Source organism: Romboutsia sp. 1001216sp1, from assembly GCF_039841805.1.
GTDB lineage: Bacteria > Bacillota > Clostridia > Peptostreptococcales > Peptostreptococcaceae > Romboutsia_C > Romboutsia_C hominis.
Genome location: NZ_JBDPHA010000003.1, coordinates 1 through 19,166, shown reverse-complemented (window position 1 = coordinate 19,166; position 19,166 = coordinate 1). Strand labels below are relative to the sequence as shown.

The window sequence follows — 19,166 nt, the reverse complement described above, 5'->3', positions numbered from 1 at the left end:
TATTATATAAGCATAGACAATGAAAAATACGTTTTCTCAACAAGGGAATACGAAATATACTAAAATTACGGTAAGGAAAAACTAGAAAATTTCTAGGCAATAAAATTAGGAGGATATATGGGCAATTTAAAGAGTAACAAAATAGCAAAGGGATGGATGATAGTAATAGCATGTATGCTTATACAAGCAATACCATTTGGTGTAGCATCAAATATTCAGCCATTATTTATACATCCAGTAACAACAGATAAGGGGTTTAGTCTGAGTTCATTCTCATTAATATTTACAATAGGAACAATAGTATCAGCAGTAGCATCTCCATTTATAGGTGCGCTTTACGGGAAGATAAATGCTAAATTAATATATATAGTAGGATGTTTATTATCTGGTGGAGGATTTATGTTATTCTCTATGTGTACAGAGTTATGGCAATTCTACTTAGTAGCAGGAATAGTTAATATAGGAACATCAGCTATATCAGCTATAGGAGTTCCACTTTTAATAAACTCATGGTTTGATGAAAGTACAAAAGGAAAGGCAATGGGAATTGCTTTTGCTGGAGGATCTATAGGTAATATATTCCTTCAACAAATGGCTATATACTCAATAGCATCTAATGGATATTCTAAAGCTTATTTCTTGTTTGGGGTATTATCTTTAGCTGTTGGTATACCAGTCGCATTATTAATGATAAGAATGCCTAAAAATAAAGATGAGATAGTAGTAGGAAATAAAAAATTAGATAAGGCAGAAGATAAAAAGAAAGAAAAAGTAGATTTAGCATATACATTAAAAGAAGTACAGAAGATAAAATATTTTTGGATGATGGCAATAGGATTTTTATTTGTAGGAATATATGTATCTGCATATTCAGTACAATATGCTGCATATTTCCAAGGAGAGTTAAAGTTAAATCCTAGTGTTGTAGCAATGTCAGGTTCAATATTTGCAATTACATCATTATGTGGAAACGTAGTTGGTGGTATATTATTTGATAAAATAGGTGTTATGAAGTGCTTAGTAATATCATCAGTAGCAGTATTTGTGTCAGGAATATTCTTGACTATGTCTGGAACATCTCCAATATTTGCATATGCATTCTCTGCTATAAAAGGTATAGCTGTTTATATGTATATGATGGGACCAGCATATCTTACAGGTTCATTCTTTGGAAGAAAAGAATATGGTAGTATATTAGGTATGATAAACTTAGTATTTGCACTTGGATTCTCAGGAGGATCAGCTATATTTGGTTTATTTACAGATAAGTTTGGTTATAACACTGCATGGATGGGTATATTAGCTTGTGTTGCAGCAGCATACATATTACTTATAATAGCATCTAGAGGAATGAATAATCTAAACAAAGATAGAAGACAAAGATTAGAAGATGAAAAGGAAATTAAAATAGCTTAATAAAAAGTCGCCTTTAATTAAAGGCGACTTTTTAATTTATTTCATTAGAAATGACCATATTCTCAAAGAAATTTTACAAAATGAAGGAATAGAGATAAGTGTGTAAGGTAAATATTAAAAAATGACTATACATGATGGTATTATGCAAAAAGAGTTTGAATTAATCTAATATATATAATAATATCTTAATATGGACATAAAAATATGAGATGATAGGTGTGAATGAATGGAAGAACTAATAAAATCAATTGATGAAATAACTAAAGATGAAGTTATTAAAGTAGTTATAAGTAATAAAAAAAATAAAGATATAAAATACAATAAAATAAATATAGTTTTAAAAGAAAAAAACAATAAAGAATACTATCAAATAGAAAAGTATACGGATAAACAAGTTTTTCATGAGAATATAGAAAAAGATGAGCTAAATACTAAATTATTAGAGTATATAGGCGATAACTATAAACAATTAGCAGCATGGACTATATCTAAAACTTTTGATCTAAAAGTATCTAAAAAAGGTAAAATATTTTTAGGAAAAAAAAATAGTGATAACTCAAATATGGTAAACAAGAGCCATAATAAAGAGAAAAACTATATATTAAAAGAAGGAATGATAATACAACCACTTATAGACTTAGGAGTATTTACTAAGGAAGGGAAGGTTGTTAAATCAAAATATGATAAATATAAGCAAATAAATAGATTTATAGAGATTATTGATGATGAAATTAAGAAGAATAACTATAAAGAACTTACTATATTAGACTTTGGATGTGGAAAATCTTATTTAACATTTGTCTTATATTATTATTTTGTAGAGATAAAAAAAATAGATGTAAAAATGATAGGTCTAGATTTAAAAGCTGATGTCATTAAAAAGTGTAATGATATAGCTAAAAAGTACAATTATGATAATTTAAGCTTTGAATTAGGAGATATAAATGGATATAGATTTACAGATAAGGTAGATATGGTAATAACACTTCATGCATGTGATACGGCTACTGATTATGCTCTATATAATGCTATAAAGTGGAATACAAAGATGATATTCTCAGTTCCTTGTTGTCAACACGAGTTTAATAGTCAAATGAAGTCAGATGAATTTTCTCTACTTACAAAGTATGGGATAATCCAAGAAAGAATGGCTGCACTTATGACAGATGCTGTAAGAGCAAATTTACTTGAAAGTATAGGGTATAAAACTCAATTACTAGAATTTATAGATATAGCCCACTCACCTAAGAATATATTAATAAGAGCGGCTAAGGGAAAAGTGTCTAAAGAGAAGAGAGAAAAAGCATTAAATGAAGTAAATAATTTAATAAGTGAATTTAACTTTAAGCCGACATTATACAAACTTTTAAAAGATGATAAATTAATATAATAAATCTTTATAATTATAAGGGTTATTTATATGTGTGATAAAGTCACAGAAATATGTAGTAAAGTATGGTAACATATATTCATGAACTAAAGTACTTAAGGAGTGATAGTATGATAAGACCATCAGAATACCATAGTCAAGGGTATACTTGTGCAGAAGCATTAATAAAAGCATATAACGAAGAACATAATACAGACATACCTGTTGCACTAGGTAGTGGTATGGGAGTTGGCATGACAGTAGGAAGTATATGTGGTGCTGTAAATGCAGGTATAGTAGTTATAGGATTTATAAAAGGAAGAGAAAATAATACAGAGGCTAATATAGCTAGAAAATATTCAAATAAGTTGATGAAAAAAGTTAGAGAAAAATATAATTCTGAAATATGTGTAGACTTAAAGAAAAATAAAGTTGGATGTGATGAAATAATAAACTTTACTTATGATGCTATAACTGAGCTACTTGCGGAGGAAATGTAAAAATACAAATTAATAACTATTAAATATAAATAAATTTTACCAAGATATAAAATTTTGAAAAATTGATTTAACAGTTATTAAAGGTAATAAATATACTATTAATATATTTTACGCTAGAAATAGTATGTATTAATTTAATAAGGATTAAAGAGGCAATTTTGGAGGGAAAAAATGGGAAAAATAATTAATAGCACTAATTTTGAACAAGAAGTAAATGATGGAGTTGTAGTGGTTGATTTCTTTGCTACTTGGTGTGGACCTTGTAAAATGCTAGCTCCTATATTTGAGCAACTTAGCGTTGAAATGAAAGATGACGCTAAATTTGTTAAGGTAGACATAGATAAAAGTCTTGAAATAGCTAGAAAATATATGATATCTAGTGTTCCTACAATGATGATTTTTAAAGATGGAAAGCCTGTAGATACTATGGTTGGATTTATGCAAAAGGAATCTATAAAGAGCAAAGTAGAATCACATATATAATAAAAATGGATGCCTAAAAGTTTAGGTATCCATTTTTATTGTATTAAGAAATTGATTAAATAAAACAAATATATAAATTATATTATAAAAATGAGAAAAATATAAAATTTATTTTATAGGATGTTTAAAAATAATTAATTAAAAAATACATAAAAATAAAATTTTACATAAAAAAGAAATTATAATATGGTAAAAAATGTAGAAATATATTATATTATTAATAGTCACCGACAGGAACGGACATAGAAGGACACAACCACAATTTATATCATAAGAATAAATTAATTTACTCAGATTATTTTTAAATGATGAATAATATAAGAGTAAATCTAATGACATGGAAAATACTATCCCCCCTGAATAGTATTAAAAAAGCTTAAGACTGCATATGCAGTCTATTTTTTTACAAAAAATTAGCTTGCATATTGAGAGAATATATATAGGAAGTTAAGATAAAAGAATTAGTAAAACACAAAAAATGGTATTGATTTAATTAAAACAATACCATTTTTAATTTATTGATATTTACAGATATACTATTATATATGTAGTGCAGGCATTTTCTATAATGATTAGCTATTAAATATAAATAGTTTTTATAAAATTTATTAAAGATTATAATTAAATGAACTAATAAGGTTATCTAACTTGAATTTAGGATATATAGGTTTCGAATTGCACATAGAACGTAATATTAAGTAATGCTTATATTCATTACTATCAGATTTAAAATATTTATTTATAGATATTTCTAACATGTCTTCTTTATCACTAAAATTCATATATTTTAAATAAGAGTCCTTTAAATTAGGGTAATCTAAAGTAAGAGAATAAAACTTTCTTTCTACTATTTTCAAATCTTCTATAAGTTTATATGTTCGATTATTTATTTCTTGATTTAAAAAATCACAATCTCTAGAACTATTAGTTAAATCTGACATAATTTCATACTGGATATGCTTGATTTTTTTATTTAACATAAGGGATAAGCAAAATAGTTCACCTAGTTCTTTTTCTTTTTCAAATTCTCCTTTTAACAAAAGCCTTATAGATGGCAAATCTTTTTTTGAAAATATTTTAAGCTGTCTTCCTTTACCAAATACTATTTTTAATGGAAATTTTAAGTTATCAGGGCTTATAGACTGAGTTAAAATTCCATCTTCTACAATATAAAATTCTTCCCCTTGGTAAATAGCAAAGTTTTTACTGTAATTATAATAAAGTGTTTTTGTTGGGACTTGATCTCCAAACTCAAACTCTTTTAAATTTATGTTAGATCTTATGACTTTACCATCGTCATTTACTGTAGGATAATAAAAACAATCAAATCTCATAAAGTTTATTCCCCCTAATACATAAATTATATATCTATAATAATTATAGTCCTTATATGATGTTTTGTAATTAAGTAATGTAAAATATTTAAATAAATACAACTGTATAGTAAATACAATAAGATAAGTAATACTATATACTTGTGTAGAAAAATGTAAAATTATGTAATATAATGAAAGAGTTAAAAAATACAGATAAAGAGAGGGCAATATGACATATATAAAGAAGTTAAATATTTTTAAAGTGTTAGTAGTATTAATAATGATATTATCTATAAATACTATTAAAATATTTGCTCAAACAAGTCTGAAATTTAGGAACATAACGATTGAGCAGGGATTGTCGCAAGGTACTATAGAAGATTTGTATCAAGATAGCAAGGGATACATATGGATAGGAACTCAAGATGGTTTAAATAGGTATAATGGATATGAGTTTAAACAATATAGACATAATGAAAAATCTAAAAACTCAATAGTAAGTAATAATATTATAAAGATAAAGGAAGATAAGGAAAATAATATATGGGTAGGAACTATAGATGGAGTAAGTAAAATTTCTAAAAATGGAAAGATAAAAAACTACAAACAAGGTAGTAAAAATGGGAATATTTCTGATGACAATGTTTGTGATATACTAGTAACTTCTGATGGAAAAGTTTTAGTTGGTACTACAAATGGACTAAATATATACAATGAGGACAAGGATAGATTTGAAAGAATATTATCGAAAGAATCTGATTTAACAGATCAATTTATTTATTGCTTAGATGAAGATAAGAATAAAAATATATGGATAGGGACTAGTGATGGATTAAATAAAATAAATACAAAAAATAAAAATATAGATAAGATATATCTGACAAAGGATAAGAAACCTAATGAAAAAGATACAATATATGGACTTTATATGGATAAAGAAGGATATGTATGGATAGGAACTATGAAAAATGGTTTATTAAAAATAGATATTAATACAAATAAGATAAAGTTGCATAAAGTAAGTAAACAAAATAAAGAATTAGACTTTGTAAAAAATATATTAAAGGATAGTGAAGGGAATATATGGGTATGTACTGATGATGGATTATTAGAGCTATCTGAGGATGGAAATCATGAAGAATTGTATAAAAATAAACCTTATGATAGTCATAGTTTAATTAGCAATAGTACAAGGTGTATTATGCAAGATAAAAATGGTTTAATTTGGGTAGGTACATACACGGGTATAAGCATATTTGATCCTAAAAATAGAGTGACTCAGTATCAAAGTGATCCTTATGACAAAAACTCTTTGAGTAGCAGTGTAATTCATGGAATATATGAAGATAAAGACGGCTTAATTTGGGTAGGTACAAGATCTGAAGGCGCAAATATAATTAATAGAAAAAAAGGCATAATAAGGCAAATAGAAAAAGGAATATTAACTGATGATAGAATTAGATATATAACAGGTAAAGATGATGATATATGGATTGGAACAAATAGTGGATTAAATAGGATAAATAAAAAAACAAAGAAAATAAAGTATTACACTTTAGATAATGGATTATTAGATAATTATATAAGAACCATTTATATCGATGGAGAATATGTATTTGTAGCCACAAGGGGTGGAGTTAATGTAATTAATTCTAAAACCAATGAAATAAGTAATATAAATGATTTGCTAGAAAGATATAAAATTCCTAAAGACTATATATCTTGTATTTATAAAGATAGGGAAGGTATTTATTGGTTAGGTACATCCACTGAAGGCGGTTTAATAAGCATAAATTCTAAAACTAAAAAAGTAAAAATATACAACAAAAAAGATGGATTAAGCACTAATGAAATAAGGAATGTAGTTGAAGATAATAAAAAGAATTTATGGATAGCCACTAATTATGGTTTAAATAAATTAAACAAAGAGACTGGAAAAATAATACATTTTACAGAACAAGAAGGCTTGCCTAATAATACGATATATGGTGTAGTTCTTGATTATGAAAATAATCCTTGGATGAGTACAAATAATGGGATTTCTAAATTCGATGTAAAAAATAATAAATTTATAAATTTAAATGTTACAGATGGACTTCAAGGTAATGAGTTTAATGCTAATGCTTGCTTTAAAAACTCTAAAGGAGAGATCTTATTTGGAGGAATTAATGGATTAAATATAATTAATCCAAAAAATTTAGTAACATCAAAAGATATATCTAGAGTAATGATTGATGATATATCAGTTAATGGAGTTGTGTTTGAAGAGGGAAAAAATTTAAACTTTAAAAGTGATGAAAATACTATAGAGATAAAATTCTTCTTACCAGATTATAAAAATACTCAAAGAATACAATATGTATATAAGTTAGAAGGGAGTAAGGATAGTTGGCATACCATAAAGGATAATAAAGTAACATATACAAATTTAAGTCCAGGAGATTATAAGTTTGTGGTAAAAGCTATAAATAATGATGGTGTAATGAGCGAAAAAACTAGTATAAAATTTAAGATAAATCCACCATGGTGGAGAAGTAAAGAAGCAATAGTTATTTATGCACTTATTATAATAGCCATTATTGTCCACAATCAAAGAAAAATGAAAAGGCTAGACAAATTAGTAGGAGAAAGAACAGAAGAACTACGAGAAGAGATGGAAAAAAATAAAGTTCTTTTTGATAAGGTTATTGAACTTGAAAAAAATAAAAATAATTATTTTATAAACTTATCTCATGAATTAAGAACACCATTAAATCTTATACGTAGCACAGAGCAGCTAATAACAGGGCTTAATAATCGTGGAAAGCAAATATCAAGTGAAAAAATAGAATATTATATGAGTATTTTAAGAAAAAATTCAAATCGATTATTAAGGCTTATTAATAATATTATTGATACATCAAAAATAGAAAATGGGAACTATATACTTAATATAAACGAGCATGATATAGTCTACTTAGTAGAGGAAAGTGCATTAAGCTTGAGCAATTTAGCTAATGATAAGGGAATTGAATTGATAGTAGACCCTTATATAGAAGAAAAAACAATACTATGTGATTCATATGATATTGATAGATGTATAGTAAACTTAGTAAATAATGCTATAAAGTTTACAGATGAAGGTGGAAAGGTAGAAGTTATAATTAAAGAAGTTGGAACAAACGTACAGATAGAAATATCTGATACAGGAGTAGGAATAGAAGAAAAATATCATCATTCTATATTTAATAGATTTAACCAAGTGATAGATGAATATGGTGAATCAAAACAAGGTAGTGGACTAGGTCTTACTATAACAAAACATATTATCAATTTACATAAAGGTGAAATATATGTAGAAAGTGAATTAGGGAAAGGAACTAAATTTACAATAATATTACCAGAAAATATGTACAAAAATAACTAGCTTATAGCTAGTTATTTTTGTTACATAGATTGATTAAATACCATAAGAAATGTCAAAGATAGTATTAACAATTAATTTAGGGGGTATATAGAATGGTTTTAAGTAGAGAGAATATAATAGAGGGGCTAATAGATTTAAAAAATGAAAGAGAAAATGAAAGTAAAAAAATAATAATGAACATAAAGGAAATAGTAGAGAGTCAAAATATAGATGATATGGAAAAGTTAAAGTTGATTAATAATGAATTAGGTAAAATGCTAGTTATATAATAAAACTATACACAAAAATAATTTAATATAGTTAGCATTATAGTAAGCTAAATTAGTTTATATACAAATTTTTTTATTATTATATAGGAGACTTAGAATTGATACTAGCTTAATAAAAGTTATATAAATACAAAGTAAATTTAATATTATAAGAATATATTATTAATAACACACGAATAAGCATAAAATGTTAAGGAGTAATTATATATTTAAGAAATTTTTCTAAAATTGTTAGTTAAATTTTCCACTATATTTATGTTAATTTGTGGATAGATTATTATATTTTTTAAATAATTACATATGTTTAGATACTAGTGTAACATTAAAATTAGGTTAATATATTTATTTAAATCAATAAATAAATTATAATAAATAAAAAGATATATGGAGGGGAATCTATGAATTTTAAATTTTGCCACAATAACTTTAATGTATTAAATCTTGAGAAAAGTCTTGAGTTTTATGAAAAAGCATTAGGTCTTAAAGAAGTAAGAAGAAAAGAAGCTGAAGACGGAAGTTTCATATTAGTTTATTTAGGTGATGGAGAAAGTGATTATACGCTAGAATTAACTTGGTTAAGAGATTGGGATAGACCGTATAATTTAGGAGATAATGAATTCCATCTAGCTCTTAGAGTAGATGACTTTGATAAAGCTCACAAATTACATAAGGATATGGGATGTATATGTTTTGAGAATGAAGCTATGGGAATTTATTTTATAGCAGATCCAGATAATTACTGGATAGAAATACTTCCTCAAAATATGTAATTTGTTTAACTAGTTAAATAACATTTGAAACAGTATATAAAAAGTATTGTAGCTAATATAGCTAACAATACTTTTTTTATTAGAGTGTACTTGTATCAAATAAAAAACTATATTGATTTATATAGGACGGTTTATTTATAAGATTAATATTGACTCAGAGAATAATAAAATATAATAATATAAAGATAGATTATAAAATAGAGAGGTATTAGATATGAAGAATATAGTAGCTATATGTGAAAATTTACAAAGTGCTGAAGCAATAAAGTTAGCAGGAAAAGAATTAGGGATAAATGTAGTTTGTGAAATACAAGAAAATTGCAAAATACAAAATGAAATAAGTGAAGCTGAAATTAGAAAAGCATGTGCAGTATTATTTGTAATAAGCTTTGAAGTGGAAGATATAGAAAAGATAGAAAGATTTATAGATTGTGAATACTATGAAGTAGAGCCTAAGTATGTTATAAATGATGCAAAATCAGTAATTAAAGAGATAATGGAAGAAATAAATTAGTAGGTTAAGTAATAGAAATTAAAGTATTATATCATTAAATGTAAATTAAGAGAATATATTAATGCAAGCGGTGATATAATTGAAAATATTTAATAAAGAAAGTCTATTATTTAATATATTTGGAAATGTAAGAAAAGTAATTGCGTTGTTGCTTACATTAGTATTTTGTTATCTAAGTATTAGTGGAACCATAACACAATAACAATTTATATCTGTCTTTAGTATGGTTTTAGGATATTATTTTGGTAAGTCAACAGCACTAGATGTTCCAGATAAATTAAGAAAAAAAGAAAATACTATCACTAAAGAGATTAGTGAAGCAGATAAAAACATATTTGATTAAAATAAAAGCTCAGACTTAATTGTCTGAGCTTATTTCCATTAATACCTCTTTTAAATTCTCAAGAGATGTATTTAATTTATTAAGTTGGTCGTCTGGAATAGTTGAAAGCCTATTTTTTAAAGTATCTTTCATAAGATTAAACTTATCTTTTAAATATTGATCTCCTTTATCAGTTAAGCTAATATTAACTATTCTACGATCTTTTGTATCATGAGCTCTTTCAACCATTCCTTCATTTATAAGTTTATTAAGAAGTTTTGTCATATTTGGTGTTGAAATTAACAGCTTTTTAGCAACTTCAGAAATTGGTTGAGTACCCTTACGTCTAAGAACTTCCATTATTTGGAAGTGAGAATGATTGAATGTATCATTTCTAAAACCACATTCATTCCTAATTATTTTCTTTTGAAATAATGGCATTATCTTTACAAAATTTTGAACTATAGATTCTAATTTATCATCAGCCATAATAATACCTCCATAAAAATTTATTTTAACACAAATTTTACCCATAAAAATTATTTCATACTATATACAACATTAAATTTATTTTCAGACTGTAGGGAAATACAATATATATAAATTTTACAATATTTTATATACTATTTTTAGTTATAAAAATAGTATATAAAATATTGACTTTTTTTAAAAATACTATATACTTAAAAAATATAATAGTTAAAAAGTATAACTATTAACTAGTATAAGTAGTTTAATATTATTATACATCAAAAACTATAAATTGTGTAAAAAGACTAAAATTAAATGGAGGGAATTTTAAGCTATGTTTAAGATTTTTAAATACTCAAAACCGTTTATTGTGTCAATTATTATGGCGGTTATGCTTTTAGTAGTTCAAGCAATGTGTGATTTATCATTGCCTGATTATACTTCAAACATAGTAAACGTAGGAATTCAACAAAGTGGTATAGAAAATGCAGTACCAGTTGTTATAAGAGAAACAGAATTTAAGAAGTTAAAAATATTTATGAACGACACTGAAAAAGAAAAGGTTGAAAAATATTATAACTTGATAGACAAAGAAGACTTAAGTGACAAGGAGTATAACAAAGAAGTTGAAAAGTATCCTGCACTTAAGAATGAACCTTTATACCAATTAAATACTAAAGATAAAGATGTTATAGATAGCTTAAACAAGATAATGTCTGACTCTATGATGAGAGTAGCAGCTATAAATATGGCTAGTGATAAAGGCGATATACCAAATGTACCAAAGGGTACTGATATATGGCCTATGATAGAAAATATGCCAAAGGCTCAATTAGATACTATGATGAAGCCTATTGATGAAAAAATAGATGATTTAGATCCTAGCATGCTTACTCAATCAGCTATTTATGCAGTTAAAACTGAATATGAAAAAATAGGCATGGACTTAACTAAGTTACAAAACAATTATATATTCAAAACAGGAGCGATAATGATAGTAATAGCTCTTGTAGGTATGGCAGCTACAATATCAGTAGTTTATATAGCTGGTAGAGTTGGTGCAGGTGTAGGAAGAAATATACGTAAAGATGTATTTAGAAAAGTTGTAGGATTTTCTAATGTAGAATTTAACAAATTTTCTACAGCATCACTTATAACTCGTAGTACAAATGATATACAACAGATACAAGTATTTACTGCGATGTTTATAAAGATGGTATTTTATGCTCCAATACTAGGGATAGGTGGGGTATTAAAAGTACTAGATACAGATACTTCTATGTCTTGGATAATAGGAGTGGCTATTGGTGCAATACTAATAGTTGTTACAGTATTATTTAGTTTAGCTATACCGAAGTTTAATAGAGTTCAAAAGCTTATAGATAAATTAAATCTAGTAACACGTGAATCATTAACAGGAATGTTAGTTATAAGAGCTTTTAGTACTCAAAAAATAGAAGAAGAAAGATTTGATGAAACAAATACTCTTTTAAGAAAAACAAATACATTTGTAAATCGTATAATGACTATGATGATGCCGACTATGATGCTTATTATGAATATAACAACTGTACTAATAGTATGGGTTGGGGCTAAGCAAATAGATGCAGGTGCGATGCAAGTCGGGGATATGATGGCATTTATACAATACTCTATGCAAATAATAATGGCATTCTTAATGATATCAATGTTATCAGTAATACTTCCAAGAGCAGCTGTATCAGCTAAGCGTATAATGGAAGTACTAGGTACAGAAGTATCTATAAAAGATGTTGAAAACACTAAAATATTTGATGATTCAAAAGATGGAGAAGTTGAATTTAAAAACGTATCATTTAAATACCCTAATGCAGAAGATAATGTATTAAGTGATATAAGTTTTGTTGCTAAGCCAGGTCAAACAACTGCATTTATAGGAAGTACAGGAAGTGGTAAATCAACTCTAATAAACCTTATACCTCGTTTCTTTGATGCTACTGAGGGAGAAGTTTTAGTAAATGGAGTTAATATAAAGGACGTAAGCCAACACGATCTTAGAGAAAAAATAGGATATGTACCTCAAAAAGGAGTTTTATTCTCTGGAACAATAGATAGTAATATAAAATATGGTGCAAGAGATATAAGTAAGGAAGAAGTTGAAAGAGCAGCACAAACAGCTCAAGCAATGGAGTTTATATCTACTAAGCCAGAAAAATTCGAAACTGAAATATCTCAAGGTGGTACGAATGTATCTGGAGGTCAAAAGCAAAGACTTTCTATCGCTCGTGCTTTAGCTAAAAAGCCTAAGATATTTATATTTGATGATAGTTTCTCAGCTTTAGATTTAAAAACAGATGCAAAACTTAGAAAAGAACTGAAAAATCAAACTGGAGATTCAACAGTTTTAATAGTAGCTCAAAGAATCAGTACTATAATGAATGCAGAGCAAATAATAGTGCTTGATGAAGGAAAGATGGTAGGTAAAGGAACTCATCAAGAGCTAATAGAAAACTGTGACGTATATAAGCAAATTGCACTATCTCAGTTATCAAAGGAGGAGTTAGTCAATGAGTGTTAAGAAAAGCAAAAGACCTATGAGAATGGGTGGAGGACCTTCTATGATGGCAGGTTCAGAAAAAGCAAAAGACTTTAAAGGGACTATGAAAAAATTACTTAATCGTTTAAGTCCATATAAAGTGTCATTAATATTTGTTGTATTATTTGCTATAGGTAGTGCGGTATTTACTATAGTGGGACCTAAAATATTAGGTAATGCAACAACAGAAATATTTGAAGGATTAGTAAGCAAAGTAAGTGGAAGCGGAAGCGGAATAGATTTTACTAGCATATCAAAAACACTAGCTATGCTAGTTGGATTATATGTTATAAGTGCACTGTTTTCATTTGTTCAGACATTTGTTACATCTGATATATCACAAAAGGTATCTTATAATTTAAGAAAAGAGATATCAGAAAAAATAAACAAATTACCTCTTAAATACTTTGATGGAACAACAAACGGAGAAGTATTATCGAGAGTTACTAACGATGTAGATGCAATAAGTCAAAACTTAAACCAAATACTATCACAGATGATAACTGCAGCGACAGTACTTATAGGTGTACTAGTGATGATGTTATCAATAAGTGTAAGTATGACTTTAGTAACTTTAGTAATAATACCTTTAGCATTAGTATTTATAAGTATTGTTGTTAAAAAATCTCAAAAACACTTTAAAGATCAACAAGAGTACTTAGGTCACACTAATGGTCACATAGAGGAAATATATAGTGGGCACAATATAATGAAAGCATTTAATGGTGAAGAAAAAGCTATTGAAGAATTTAATGAGCTAAACAATACATTATATAATTCTGCTTGGAAATCTCAAGCATTATCTGGAATGATGATGCCTATAATGACTTTTATAGGAAACTTAGGATATGTAATGGTAGCTATAATGGGTGGATATCTTACAATAAAGAAAAAAATAGAAGTTGGGGATATACTATCATTTATTCAATATGTAAGATCATTTATGCAACCAATAGCACAAACAGCTCAAATTGCCAATGTAATGCAACAAACGGCAGCTGCTGCTGAAAGAGTATTTGAATTCTTAAGTGAAGATGAAGAAATGGAAGAAACTAAAACACCTGTATCAACTGAAAATATTAAAGGTGAAGTTGAATTTGAAAATGTAAACTTTGGATACAGTGATGATAAAATAATAATAAATGATTTCTCAATAAAAATAAAACCAGGTCAAAAAGTAGCGATAGTAGGTCCTACAGGAGCAGGTAAAACTACAATAGTAAAACTTCTTATGAGATTCTATGAGTTAAATAGTGGAAAGATATTAATAGATGGACACGATATAAAAGAATTTACAAGAAGAGATTTAAGAAATCTATTTGGTATGGTTTTACAAGATACTTGGTTATTTAATGGAAGTATAATGGATAATATACGTTATGGAAACCTTAAAGTGAGTGATGAAGAGGTTATAAAAGCAGCAAAACTTGCGCATGCAGATCACTTTATAAAGACATTAAGTGATGGATATAATATGGAAATAAATGAAGAGGCTAACAATATATCTCAAGGTCAAAAACAATTACTAACAATAGCAAGAGCTATACTTGCAGACCCAAAAATATTAATATTAGATGAAGCAACAAGCTCTGTTGATACTCGTACAGAAGTATTAATACAACAAGCTATGGAAAATCTTATGGAAGGTAGAACAAGCTTTATAATAGCTCATAGATTATCTACTATAAGAAATGCTGATTTAATATTAGTAATGAAAGATGGGGACATAGTAGAACAAGGTAGTCATGATGAATTACTAAAAGAAGGCGGATTCTATTCTGAATTATACAATAGTCAGTTTGAAGAAGTAGAAGCCTGTTAATAAAATAAAAAGCGATTCTTAAGTTTAATAACTTATGAATCGCTTTTTATTTTATTAAAATATTGTATTTTAAATTACAGAGAAAAGAGTTTTCGTATATATAATTACACATATTTTTATATGAATCTAGAATATAAAAGTACAAATCATAAACACAAAATTACAAATACACAGATTGAAAAAGTTACTACAATTAAAGTAAGTAATATAATTTTATAAAACATAACAAATAATATCAAAATTTAAGGAGTGGGGGATTATGCCAAATATAGTATTAACAAGAATCGATAACAGATTGATACATGGTCAAGTAGCGACAATGTGGTCTTCAAGTGTAGGAGCAAATTTATTATTAGTTGCAAATGATGAGGTATGTGCTAATGAATTTAGACAAGGTCTTATGGATATGGCAGCACCAAGCTTTGCGCAAACTAGATATTTTAGTATAGAAAAAACTATAAATATAATAGACAAAGCAAGTGATGCTCAACATATAGCAATAATATGTGAAACTCCACAAGATGTAGTGAGATTAGTAGAAGGTGGAGTACCAATAAAAGAAGTTAATATAGGAAATATGCATATGGCAGAAGGGAAAAGACAAGTATCTAAAGCTGTATGCGTAGATGATGATGACGTCAAAGCATTTAGACGTCTTCAAGAACTTGGTGTGAAGCTAGAAATCAGAAGGGTTCCAAGTGAATCTGCTGAGAGTCTAGATGAACTATTTAAATAAAATTCAATAAGGGGGTAAGTTTATGGAATTAAGTTTTATTCAAATTGGTCTTATATTAATAGTTACAATGATAGCAGCAATAGACCAATTTAACTTCTTAGAGTCCTTTTATAGACCGATAGTAATTGGTCCTATAATAGGAGCTATAATGGGAGATTTACAAACAGGACTTATAGTTGGTGGTTCATATGAACTTATGATGATAGGAGCAATGCCAGTAGGAGGAGCACAACCTCCAAATGCAGTTATAGGTGGAATAATGGCTACAGTATTTGCTATTCAATCAGGATTAGATACTTCAGCTGCACTACCTCTTGCAATACCATTTGCATTACTTGGTCAATATGCAGTAACAGCTTTATTTACAGTAATGTCTCCATTAATGGGACTATGTGATAAGGCAGCAGATGAGGCTAATCCAAAAGGTATAGATAGAGTCAATTATATGGCTATGGGAATATTAGCAGTATCATTTGCATTGATAGTTTTAGCTGGATTATTATCAGGTCAGGCAATAGGAGAAACTTTAACAAAAGTATTACCACAATGGGTTTGGGATGGACTAACTGCAGCAGGTAAGATGATGCCAGCACTAGGATTTGCAATGTTACTTAAAGTTATGTTAAGTAAAGAATATGCATTATTTATGATGTTAGGATTTGTTTTAGTAGCATATGGTAAATTACCACTTTTAGCTATAGCTATAGTAGGTATAGCTGCAGCAGTTTATGACTTCCATGTAAGTATGAAAACTAAAAATACAGGAGGAGGTATAGGCGATGGCATCTAATACAGAAGCATTAAAAAGTCAAAGAGAGTATATCGATAAAACAGAAGGCGAAACTCTTGACAATAAAACATTAAATCAAATGGCTTGGAGATCAATGTTTTTACAAGCATCATTTAACTATGAAAGAATGCAAGCTGGAGGATGGTTATACTCTATACTTCCAGGGCTTAAAAAAATACACAAAAACAAAGAAGATTTATCAACATCAATGAAACATAATATGGAGTTTTTCAACTGCCATCCGTTTTTAATAACATTTGTTATGGGGATAATATTATCTCTTGAACAAAAAAAGGCAGATGTTCAAACTATACGTGCTCTAAGAGTTGCAGCAATGGGACCTTTAGGTGGTATAGGAGATGCAATATTCTGGTTTACATTATTACCAATATCTGCAGGTATAGGAGCGAATCTTTCTTTACAAGGAAGTATATTAGGACCAATTATATTCTTTGTGTTATTTAATATAGTACATTTAGGATTGAGATTTGGTCTTATGCATTGGTCATATAAAGTTGGTGTTGAAGGTATAACTAAGCTTACTAAAAATGCTAAAGAATTTACTAGATCAGCTACAGTACTTGGTATGATAGTAGTAGGAGCATTAATAGCATCATATGTAAATATAAATATAGTTACTCCAGAATACTTAAGTATGTCTGGAACTATAGACTTACAAAAGATACTAGATTCTATAATGCCATGTTTATTACCTCTTGGATTAACATTTGGAATGTATGGATTAGTTAAGAAAAATGTTTCTCCGTTAGTTAATATATTAGTATTAGTAGTAATAGGATTAATAGGAGCATTCTTAGGTATACTCTAGGAGGATAAAATGATAATAATAACAGGACATGGGAATTTTGGAAGTGGACTTAAAAGTAGTTTGGATTTAATTGCAGGAAAATATGATTTTATAAAAACTGTTGATTTTACAGAAAATAAATCATCAGATGATTTAAAAGAAGAAATAAGAAACATAGTTAAAGATACTGATAATAAAGTATATATATTTACAGATTTACCTGGAGGAACTCCTTTTAAGGTTAGTAGTGAATTAACATTAGAACATTCAAATATAGAAGTTTTTTGTGGAACTAATCTACCAATGCTAGTTGAATCCACTATGATGGTGTCTCTAGGATTTGAAATTGATAGCGAAGCTATAAAGACAGCTGGAATAAACAGTATAAAACCACTAATAAGAAAAGTTGTGTTGGCTGAAGATGGAATATAAATTATAAAAAAAGAAGGATGCAAAATTGCATTCTTCTTTTTTTATAATTTATTTAAGGTTTTTATAATAAAAAATAATATTATGGAAAAATTAAATATAATTATGCTATTTCTTATAGGAGGAAATAATATGGACAATATAAGAGAAACTAGATATAAAAGAGAAGATGGAACATATGATATATCTTTAGAAGTTAAAGATTCTGCATACTTTAATGTATTTGATAATGCAGACACAACATCAGGTAAAGAATTTCTAAGAGGTTATTTAAAAAGCAATGCAGATGATGCTAGATATGAGGATATCGCTGTAAATCATAATAAGAGTAGACGTATAGTAAGCATAAAAGCTAAATTAGATTATGAGGGTAATATGCACACATCATATGATAACAGAAGAAAATTATATTAAATAAAAAATAATATACATATTGTACTAGTTAAAATTAATTATACAAATAAAGATAATAAAAAATTAACTAGTACAATATATTTAAAACTAAGTGAATATAAGTAATTTATTGATATTAATATTAAATAATAAATATAAAAATAAAAAAGTTTACAAAAAAGTATTGACGATATAAATGTAAGGTGATATAGTATTACTTGTCCTTAAGAAAAGGGCAAAGCAAAAAAGTAAGCGCCGACACAGTCGCTTAAAATGAACTTTGAAAATTAAACAGTAGGTTAATTTATATAACTGATTCTTAAAGAATCGAAAACAAACCAAGCCAGATATTCAGATAATGATAGTCTGAGCAGGAAAACTTATATTTGAGCAACAGAATAAGTTGAGTGAATACGAAACTTGTTTGTTGGCGATATAAATTCAAATTTATTTTGAGAGTTTGATCCTGGCTCAGGATGAACGCTGGCGGCGTGCCTAACACATGCAAGTCGAGCGATTTACTTTTAGTAAAGAGCGGCGGACGGGTGAGTAACGCGTGGGTAACCTGCCCTGTACACACGGATAACATACCGAAAGGTATGCTAATACGAGATAACATGAGAAAGTCGCATGGCTTTCTTATCAAAGCTCTGGCGGTACAGGATGGACCCGCGTCTGATTAGCTAGTTGGTAAGGTAACGGCTTACCAAGGCGACGATCAGTAGCCGACCTGAGAGGGTGATCGGCCACATTGGAACTGAGACACGGTCCAAACTC

General features: G+C 27.7%; 17 protein-coding genes and 1 rRNA gene. 16 read left to right on the top strand and 2 right to left on the bottom strand.

Translation table 11 applies throughout. From position 1 onward, the window contains the following. Nucleotides 1-117 precede the first annotated feature (117 nt). The 4 genes from ABHC41_RS04420 to trxA all read left to right on the top strand — a co-directional run bounded on the left by ABHC41_RS04420 (nt 118) and on the right by trxA (nt 3,768). Complete coding sequence (locus tag ABHC41_RS04420; RefSeq protein WP_092922994.1) at nt 118-1,416, top strand: conjugated bile salt MFS transporter; 1,299 nt, start codon at nt 118-120, stop codon at nt 1,414-1,416. Nucleotides 1,417-1,642: 226 nt separating this feature from the next. Further along, nucleotides 1,643-2,806 (top strand): SAM-dependent methyltransferase, encoded by a 1,164-nt coding sequence (locus ABHC41_RS04415; RefSeq protein ID WP_092922997.1) that lies wholly within the window; start codon nt 1,643-1,645, stop codon nt 2,804-2,806. Nucleotides 2,807-2,916: 110 nt separating this feature from the next. After that, on the top strand, nt 2,917-3,285 hold the full coding sequence (locus tag ABHC41_RS04410) for a C-GCAxxG-C-C family (seleno)protein (RefSeq protein ID WP_271893158.1): 369 nt from the start codon (nt 2,917-2,919) through the stop codon (nt 3,283-3,285). Nucleotides 3,286-3,456: 171 nt separating this feature from the next. Beyond that, on the top strand, nt 3,457-3,768 hold the full coding sequence (gene trxA, locus ABHC41_RS04405; RefSeq protein ID WP_166504830.1) for a thioredoxin: 312 nt from the start codon (nt 3,457-3,459) through the stop codon (nt 3,766-3,768). Nucleotides 3,769-4,376: 608 nt separating this feature from the next. Here the strand turns inward: trxA and ABHC41_RS04400 are convergent. Then, nucleotides 4,377-5,102 (bottom strand): hypothetical protein, encoded by a 726-nt coding sequence (locus tag ABHC41_RS04400; RefSeq protein ID WP_092923006.1) that lies wholly within the window; start codon nt 5,100-5,102, stop codon nt 4,377-4,379. A gap of 211 nt (nt 5,103-5,313) precedes the next feature. Here ABHC41_RS04400 and ABHC41_RS04395 point away from each other — a divergent pair, with 211 nt between their 5' ends. The 4 genes from ABHC41_RS04395 (at nt 5,314) to ABHC41_RS04380 (ending at nt 10,043) form a co-directional block, all read left to right on the top strand. Further along, nucleotides 5,314-8,490, top strand: a complete 3,177-nt coding sequence (locus ABHC41_RS04395) for a sensor histidine kinase (protein ID WP_271893155.1) — start codon at nt 5,314-5,316, stop codon at nt 8,488-8,490. Nucleotides 8,491-8,582: 92 nt separating this feature from the next. Continuing rightward, the gene (locus ABHC41_RS04390) at nt 8,583-8,759 is read left to right on the top strand and encodes a hypothetical protein (RefSeq protein ID WP_271893153.1); all 177 of its coding nucleotides are present in this window, start codon (nt 8,583-8,585) and stop codon (nt 8,757-8,759) included. A 398-nt stretch (nt 8,760-9,157) separates the two neighbouring features. Then, a complete protein-coding gene (locus ABHC41_RS04385; protein ID WP_166504833.1) occupies nt 9,158-9,529 on the top strand; it encodes a VOC family protein in 372 nt (123 codons plus the stop codon). Between the two features lie 214 nt (nt 9,530-9,743). Next, nucleotides 9,744-10,043 (top strand): PTS sugar transporter subunit IIBC, encoded by a 300-nt coding sequence (locus ABHC41_RS04380; RefSeq protein ID WP_092923015.1) that lies wholly within the window; start codon nt 9,744-9,746, stop codon nt 10,041-10,043. A 358-nt stretch (nt 10,044-10,401) separates the two neighbouring features. On the opposite strand, the gene ABHC41_RS04375 is transcribed toward ABHC41_RS04380, so the two are convergent. Next, entirely contained in the window at nt 10,402-10,854 is a 453-nt protein-coding gene (locus tag ABHC41_RS04375) for a MarR family transcriptional regulator (RefSeq protein ID WP_166504835.1), read from the bottom strand. Nucleotides 10,855-11,170: 316 nt separating this feature from the next. Between ABHC41_RS04375 and ABHC41_RS04370 the strand changes: the two genes are divergently transcribed. The 8 genes from ABHC41_RS04370 to ABHC41_RS04335 all read left to right on the top strand — a co-directional run. Beyond that, nucleotides 11,171-13,393 carry an ABC transporter ATP-binding protein gene (locus ABHC41_RS04370; protein ID WP_166504836.1) on the top strand — a complete coding sequence of 741 codons (2,223 nt, stop codon included), beginning with the start codon at nt 11,171-11,173 and terminating at the stop codon, nt 13,391-13,393. Nucleotides 13,394-13,415: 22 nt separating this feature from the next. Continuing rightward, on the top strand, nt 13,416-15,233 hold the full coding sequence (locus ABHC41_RS04365) for an ABC transporter ATP-binding protein (RefSeq protein ID WP_195238100.1): 1,818 nt from the start codon (nt 13,416-13,418) through the stop codon (nt 15,231-15,233). A gap of 259 nt (nt 15,234-15,492) precedes the next feature. Next, complete coding sequence (agaB, locus tag ABHC41_RS04360; protein ID WP_092923024.1) at nt 15,493-15,969, top strand: PTS galactosamine transporter subunit IIB; 477 nt, start codon at nt 15,493-15,495, stop codon at nt 15,967-15,969. Nucleotides 15,970-15,991: 22 nt separating this feature from the next. Beyond that, nucleotides 15,992-16,759, top strand: a complete 768-nt coding sequence (locus tag ABHC41_RS04355; protein ID WP_092923027.1) for a PTS sugar transporter subunit IIC — start codon at nt 15,992-15,994, stop codon at nt 16,757-16,759. After that, nucleotides 16,749-17,588, top strand: coding sequence for a PTS system mannose/fructose/sorbose family transporter subunit IID (locus tag ABHC41_RS04350; RefSeq protein WP_092923030.1), 840 nt, complete (start codon nt 16,749-16,751; stop codon nt 17,586-17,588). Before ABHC41_RS04355 ends, ABHC41_RS04350 begins: the two co-directional genes overlap by 11 nt. A gap of 9 nt (nt 17,589-17,597) precedes the next feature. After that, nucleotides 17,598-17,999 carry a PTS sugar transporter subunit IIA gene (locus tag ABHC41_RS04345; protein WP_271893147.1) on the top strand — a complete coding sequence of 134 codons (402 nt, stop codon included), beginning with the start codon at nt 17,598-17,600 and terminating at the stop codon, nt 17,997-17,999. Nucleotides 18,000-18,128: 129 nt separating this feature from the next. Next, nucleotides 18,129-18,410 (top strand): hypothetical protein, encoded by a 282-nt coding sequence (locus ABHC41_RS04340; RefSeq protein WP_271893145.1) that lies wholly within the window; start codon nt 18,129-18,131, stop codon nt 18,408-18,410. 427 nt (nt 18,411-18,837) lie between these two features. Beyond that, nucleotides 18,838-19,166: ribosomal RNA gene (locus ABHC41_RS04335) — 16S ribosomal RNA — on the top strand; the annotation flags it as partial.

What these genes read in the sequence shown, in the direction of transcription:
- ABHC41_RS04420 (WP_092922994.1), top strand. Translation starts at nt 118, where the DNA reads ATGGGCAATTTAAAGAGTAACAAAATAGCAAAGGGATGGATGATAGTA.
- ABHC41_RS04415 (WP_092922997.1), top strand. Translation starts at nt 1,643, where the DNA reads ATGGAAGAACTAATAAAATCAATTGATGAAATAACTAAAGATGAAGTT.
- ABHC41_RS04410 (WP_271893158.1), top strand. Translation starts at nt 2,917, where the DNA reads ATGATAAGACCATCAGAATACCATAGTCAAGGGTATACTTGTGCAGAA.
- trxA (WP_166504830.1), top strand. Translation starts at nt 3,457, where the DNA reads ATGGGAAAAATAATTAATAGCACTAATTTTGAACAAGAAGTAAATGAT.
- ABHC41_RS04400 (WP_092923006.1), bottom strand. Translation starts at nt 5,102, where the DNA reads ATGAGATTTGATTGTTTTTATTATCCTACAGTAAATGACGATGGTAAA.
- ABHC41_RS04395 (WP_271893155.1), top strand. Translation starts at nt 5,314, where the DNA reads ATGACATATATAAAGAAGTTAAATATTTTTAAAGTGTTAGTAGTATTA.
- ABHC41_RS04390 (WP_271893153.1), top strand. Translation starts at nt 8,583, where the DNA reads ATGGTTTTAAGTAGAGAGAATATAATAGAGGGGCTAATAGATTTAAAA.
- ABHC41_RS04385 (WP_166504833.1), top strand. Translation starts at nt 9,158, where the DNA reads ATGAATTTTAAATTTTGCCACAATAACTTTAATGTATTAAATCTTGAG.
- ABHC41_RS04380 (WP_092923015.1), top strand. Translation starts at nt 9,744, where the DNA reads ATGAAGAATATAGTAGCTATATGTGAAAATTTACAAAGTGCTGAAGCA.
- ABHC41_RS04375 (WP_166504835.1), bottom strand. Translation starts at nt 10,854, where the DNA reads ATGGCTGATGATAAATTAGAATCTATAGTTCAAAATTTTGTAAAGATA.
- ABHC41_RS04370 (WP_166504836.1), top strand. Translation starts at nt 11,171, where the DNA reads ATGTTTAAGATTTTTAAATACTCAAAACCGTTTATTGTGTCAATTATT.
- ABHC41_RS04365 (WP_195238100.1), top strand. Translation starts at nt 13,416, where the DNA reads ATGGGTGGAGGACCTTCTATGATGGCAGGTTCAGAAAAAGCAAAAGAC.
- agaB (WP_092923024.1), top strand. Translation starts at nt 15,493, where the DNA reads ATGCCAAATATAGTATTAACAAGAATCGATAACAGATTGATACATGGT.
- ABHC41_RS04355 (WP_092923027.1), top strand. Translation starts at nt 15,992, where the DNA reads ATGGAATTAAGTTTTATTCAAATTGGTCTTATATTAATAGTTACAATG.
- ABHC41_RS04350 (WP_092923030.1), top strand. Translation starts at nt 16,749, where the DNA reads ATGGCATCTAATACAGAAGCATTAAAAAGTCAAAGAGAGTATATCGAT.
- ABHC41_RS04345 (WP_271893147.1), top strand. Translation starts at nt 17,598, where the DNA reads ATGATAATAATAACAGGACATGGGAATTTTGGAAGTGGACTTAAAAGT.
- ABHC41_RS04340 (WP_271893145.1), top strand. Translation starts at nt 18,129, where the DNA reads ATGGACAATATAAGAGAAACTAGATATAAAAGAGAAGATGGAACATAT.